Below are 5163 nucleotides of genomic sequence, written 5' to 3' on the forward strand. Positions count from 1 at the left end.
CCGGCGCCGCTCTGGCCCCGAAAATACCGTCACCTGACCCACCGACCGCTCCAAAGCACACTCTTAAGAGCACGCTTAAGAGCGCTCGCTACCTACCCAGACAAGGCGGCCCCCGCCGGATGGATACGGTGCTTTGCCGGACAGACAGATAAAGCGGATAATGTGGAATGCGAGTATCGCGCTTGTGAACCCGACTGAATGAGGATCGGATTTTTCGATGGATACGGATCTAGACCGGCGTTTGAGCCGCTTACTTAACGAACCGACCCATCCGGTGCCCATTGCGCGATGCACTGCGCCTCACGCCAGGCGTTGAGCACGTCGAGATCGGGGAAGTTGGGCATTGGTTGCCACAACCGCCGCCGCGCAAGGTGGGCGGAGCGCCGCTTACGACGTATCTGATCCTTTCGACGCGCGTCAAGCGGCTCGTCCGTTGCGTCTCATCGATTGTCGGATCGAGGCTCATTGCTTGGGTAACAGGGCCACGATGGGCCAAATTATCTGCGCAAAATGATCGCTCAATGCACCTTGACCATACCGACGCCTTTGATGTTGTTGAACGAGTCGGTCTGGTGGCAACTGAAGCACTGGTCCACCCGCGCCCGTTTTTCGCCGCTGATCATCTTGTCCATCATCTCGAAGTGCATCATGTAATGGCTCGGCGGCGCCTTGTGGCATTGCGAGCATTCGGTCGATTTTGGGCTGGGATGCAAGAAGCCGTTGATTTTCCATCGTTCCGTTGTGTGGCAACTTGCGCACTCGGGACCGAAAAATCCCTTATGGATATCCCGAGGCGCGTGGCAGGACTGGCAGTCGAGTTTTGCAGCTTGTCCCGTAGTACGCCTCGCAATCTCCTCGAGGATCTGGTGATCCATCCTAACCGGACGAAGAGTGCGGCCCTGATGCTCGATGTGGCAACCCGCGCACTCCTTCAGGTTGGCGTGGAAGGCGGTCGCTGGTTTCATCAGGAGTTCAGGAGCAGAAGCGTGGCATGCGATACAGGTTGCGGCCTTGATGCCTTGATTGGGAGTATGGCAGCTCTCGCATTTGCCTTCAAGAAACGCGTGTGCGCTTGACAGGGGGCCGGGACGGACTGCCGATGACCATTGAGGCAGCGCCGTGCTCCCCGATCGGTAGACGGTGAAAGGGATGGCGGCGGCGGCGAGCAGCGCGATCGTCGCAAGCACCAGGTAAAGGATGGTGGTTCGCTTCACGGCAGCCACCGAAGGCCGTAATAGTAACCGCCCCAAATGTGCAATGCCATCAGGCCATACATCACAATCGCAACCGCGACATGGAACACAGTCCACCGCGCGAGGGTGCGCTTGATCGCATCCCGTGCCATTATTGTAAATTCGAGATCTGAAATGGCCCCGAGCAGATGATCGAGCCTCAGTCCTGACGGATCGACGACGCTATCGCGGGTCCAGACTACGGAAACTGTGGCCAACCCATCGTAGCGGTCGCGAAGCAGCTTGAGCTCTTTTTGCTGAAGCCGGAGATCCTGGCTGACCTGCGCAAGATAATATCGCCCGATGAATCCGCTCGCGACGACCGCGAGCATCGATATCACAAGGCTCACACCGAGCGGACTCTGAAACTTGTGGCCGGAGTGAATGATGCCGAGCAATGCCCCGATTGCGCCGGCGTAGACGTGAAACCCCATTAGCGCCCCAAGCGAGATGGAGCCTTTGGTCCGCTCCTTGATCCAGGCCTGCCGCTTCACCGCCGTGTAGGACAGCAGGAGCAGGAACAGAAGCGCGGCGGCGATCCCGAACATGCTCCCGGCAAGGCTGCCCGGGAAGCGGGGCGCGGAATGGATAAGAAATCCGGGGACGATCAGCGTTAGCACACTGACCAGGCCTCCGACCGTGATTTTTTCGGTTTCGGTCATCAGGCCTCCACCACCAGGTCACCCGTCGATTTTGCCTGACAGGCGAGGATGATTCCCGCTGCCTTCTCATCCGCGGCGAGCGCGTCCTCGACCTCCATGGTTGCCTGACCCTGGCGGAGTGGCACTTTGCACCGACCGCAGGTGCCAGCTCGGCAATCATAATCAATCGCTACGCCAATCGCCTCGGCGGCTTCGAGCACCGACTGGTCCGGCGCGAGCGGGCCTGCCTTGCCGGATTTCGAGAATGTGATCGTAGCGTGTGCAGACGGAATCGGTACGGCCTGGTCAGCAGTGAATGCCGGTGTGACAGCAGGTTCCGTCGGTTCGGTTTCCAAGACGGGGCCACCCTTCGGCGGAGCGAACTCCTCGGTTTTGACCTGGTCTGACGGAACCTTGAGCTGCGCGAGCGCTTCTTTCACTGCGGCCATCATGGGGGGGGGGCCGCACAAGTGGACTCGTCGTTTCGAAATGTCGGGTACCGAGGCCGCTATGAAATCCGCCGTTATGTAGCCAACATGGCCTTGCCAATCGGTGCCTTCAGCTTTGGCGACGGCATACGCGACGTGAAGCTTGGGATGGCGCCGTGCCAGATGATCGCACTCATCGCGGAATATGAGGTCTTCAGGTGTATTCACGCCGTAAAGTAGAAAAATGTCGTGCTCGTAGGACCGGTCTGTGAGACTTCGCAAAACGCTCATCATTGGCGTGATGCCAACGCCGCCGGCGATCAGAACGATGCCGTCGGCTTCCTTCCCCGTGAAGAAGAACCTGCCGGCGGGGGCAGATATTTCAAGGAGATCGCCGGTATCGGCATGATCGTGAAGATGACGCGACTCCAGGCCATATTGTTCACGCTTGATCGTGAGTTCGATATAGTCGCGCTGCGTGGGAGACGATGAGATTGTGTAGGATCGACGGACTTTCTGTCCGTCGATTTCCGAGGTGATAGTGGCATATTGACCAGGCAGGAAGGTGAAGGGAATGGAACCGCCATCCGGCTCCATTAAGCGAAACGACTTCACGTTTGGCGTCTCGTCGAAGATCGCCTTGATCCGCAGCACCCCCTTCCAAGGGCGTCGAACGGGCGGCGGTGCATTAGTCGCGGCAGACACCTGTGGGACGCCCGCGAGAACAGCGGGCTGTGCCATTGCCGTGGGTGCAGCCAGAGCGCCTATTGAAGTTTGTGCGGAGGGTGATCCTGGCATCAGTCGCTCGACAAGGCTCGCGATGCGACGAAGCCGAGCCTGCCGCAAGAGCAGGGCGGTAAGTAGCGCGGCCGCGAGCAGTACCATTCCAATGATGTGCCACCAGGAAAGGCCGCTATCCGTCGCCATCTTTTCAGCTCCGCCTATTCCATTTTGATTTTTGAACCATGTGAGAGCGATTTCGCGGGGGGCCTTGCCTTCTTCCAGCCCCTTGAGGGCGCTCACGCCGCTCTCGGCCTGAGCAAGGCCTTCGCGAGCCCCCTTGATAGAGGCGCCTGCTGTTGCAAAGTCATTGGATGCGAGCGCGTGATGGAGTCGGGATTGCTCGGCAGCGAGGGCATTGGTCCCCGAGCCGAGGCGCTTTAACGCCTCGGCTCGAACGGCCCGCCGCGCTTCGTCGGTCAGCGCTGGCCATTGCATCAGCGAGGGGTAGAAGGGTTTGGCACCCATTGGCCCGCAACAGCCGGAGGGCGCGGCTGTGCCACCCATACCTCCCGGCCCGGCAGATCCGGCCGACGGTGACATCATCTGCTTCATCATGGCGGCCATTGGGTCAGTGCCCGAGCCTCCCATGGGTTGTGTTGCAGGCATGTCGGTGCCGCTGGCTGCGGCAGGCATGGCTGGAGCTGCCCCGCCTCCGCCTGGATGATGCGAAGCGTGCTCGTCAGCGGTTTGCGCCACGACCGACGGTGATGTGAGCATCACCGTCAGTGCGATCAGAACCCGGTAGCCAATCCGACTCCAGAGAGTTCGGTGAGTAGTGATTTGATGGAGCGGACGCTTCATGCTGATACTCTTACATATCGTCCTGCATGGGCATTGGCTTGTCGGCGGGCATCGGTGCAGGCTTTGCGGCGGCCGGCTTGGCGTGCCTGCGATGTCTGGGGCTGTGCTTCGCCCTTCCCATAGTTTTCATCTTCTTGGCGCAGCATCCTGACTTGTCCTGTGCCATAACGGGTTTAGGCATTTGCATGCCGCCTTGCATGCCGGGCATCGCGTCATGACCTTCCATCATCCCACCGGACGGCATTGCACTGCCGTTGGGAGACATGGGGGGCTGGGTTGAGGCCTGTCCTGTTCCTTGGCTCTGGGCCGCAGCAAGGCTGGGAGACAGAAGAACGCCGCCTATCAATGCCAGCGAATAAAGATAGGAAGTGCGACTTTTCATCATGATCTTTCCTCCGTTGAAAAACGACCGGCGATAATTTGGCGAGCCGCGATGCCCCTGATGGACGACTCCTCAAACTGGCTGATATACGTAGTGTCCGTGAACCCAAAAAAGTGGGGCACGGAGCGGCCGATGGATGCGCGCTGGCGGTAGAGCGACGACTGTGTGATTGGGTGCATGTGCTAAAACCGAACTGCTATTCAGTCATCGCGGTGGACTCCTGTTGCTCTTTGCCAAGGCCAACGGCCCTTAATCTCAACTTCAAGAGAGAAGCTCAGAAATGTCCTTATAAGCACAATGCCCGCAAGAACGGCCAAACTGTTCAGCGTTGGCTGAATAGCTATGGTATTGATTATGTCCGCTGCAACCAGGAATTCGAGACCCAAGAGGATGGCTTCCCCCAGATTTGAGCGGAAACTTCCAACAGAACCTTCATCGGTCAAGCCCTTTGCCGCTGTCAGTAGGAATCTGAGAAGCGAGTAACCCGCACCGACGACAATGATCGCCGTACCCGTGATTTCTATCGCACGCGTGATCCAGTGGATAGCCTCGATGAGAATGCTGTCCATCAAACTACCCCCCCGTTACCACCGGCATTGCCGGGCCATTTAGGTTATAACTTTCCGTCTAGGAACGAGTTTTTCTTCTGAAATCGAGATATAATGCTCATGCAGGGATCAAGGGCATCGGTGCATTACATGCCGGACCCTTCGTCCGGTAATGGCAACAATCCGTTTGGGGCTATGTTCAATTATATCCATGCGCTTCGTTAGAGCGGTTTCCACACGAACTGACTCGTCAGGGATTCCCTTCGCGGCGCCGTTGTGATTCAGACTTCCTGCTGGTGTCAGGAGGCCAGCATGGATGGCACGAACGCTTTCACAGGATCTTCGGGA

General features: G+C 58.5%; 5 protein-coding genes. All 5 read right to left on the minus strand.

Features of this window, described 5'->3' with window-relative positions; translation table 11 throughout:
* Positions 1–518 precede the first annotated feature (518 nt).
* The 5 genes from EH199_RS24205 to EH199_RS24225 all read right to left on the minus strand — a co-directional run bounded on the left by EH199_RS24205 (position 519) and on the right by EH199_RS24225 (position 4836).
* Positions 519–1214 (minus strand): cytochrome c3 family protein, encoded by a 696-nt coding sequence (locus EH199_RS24205; RefSeq protein WP_223806920.1) that lies wholly within the window; start codon positions 1212–1214, stop codon positions 519–521.
* A complete protein-coding gene (locus EH199_RS24210; protein WP_223806921.1) occupies positions 1211–1894 on the minus strand; it encodes an iron reductase in 684 nt (227 codons plus the stop codon). The genes EH199_RS24205 and EH199_RS24210 overlap by 4 nt, the downstream gene beginning before the upstream one ends.
* On the minus strand, positions 1894–3885 hold the full coding sequence (locus EH199_RS24215) for an FAD-binding oxidoreductase (protein ID WP_124811571.1): 1992 nt from the start codon (positions 3883–3885) through the stop codon (positions 1894–1896). Before EH199_RS24215 ends, EH199_RS24210 begins: the two co-directional genes overlap by 1 nt.
* 10 nt (positions 3886–3895) lie before the next feature.
* Positions 3896–4270, minus strand: a complete 375-nt coding sequence (locus tag EH199_RS24220) for a hypothetical protein (protein WP_124811572.1) — start codon at positions 4268–4270, stop codon at positions 3896–3898.
* Positions 4271–4467: 197 nt separating this feature from the next.
* On the minus strand, positions 4468–4836 hold the full coding sequence (locus EH199_RS24225; protein WP_072384129.1) for a DUF1622 domain-containing protein: 369 nt from the start codon (positions 4834–4836) through the stop codon (positions 4468–4470).
* Between the last annotated feature and the right edge of the window lie 327 nt (positions 4837–5163).

The sequence above is a fragment of the Novosphingobium sp. LASN5T genome (genome assembly GCF_003856955.1).
GTDB lineage: Bacteria > Pseudomonadota > Alphaproteobacteria > Sphingomonadales > Sphingomonadaceae > Novosphingobium.

Bases quoted from the DNA above. Each gene is read 5' to 3' on its own strand.
- EH199_RS24210 (WP_223806921.1), bottom strand. From the start codon at position 1,894: ATGACCGAAACCGAAAAAATCACGGTCGGAGGCCTGGTCAGTGTGCTA.
- EH199_RS24215 (WP_124811571.1), bottom strand. From the start codon at position 3,885: ATGAAGCGTCCGCTCCATCAAATCACTACTCACCGAACTCTCTGGAGT.
- EH199_RS24220 (WP_124811572.1), bottom strand. From the start codon at position 4,270: ATGATGAAAAGTCGCACTTCCTATCTTTATTCGCTGGCATTGATAGGC.
- EH199_RS24225 (WP_072384129.1), bottom strand. From the start codon at position 4,836: ATGGACAGCATTCTCATCGAGGCTATCCACTGGATCACGCGTGCGATA.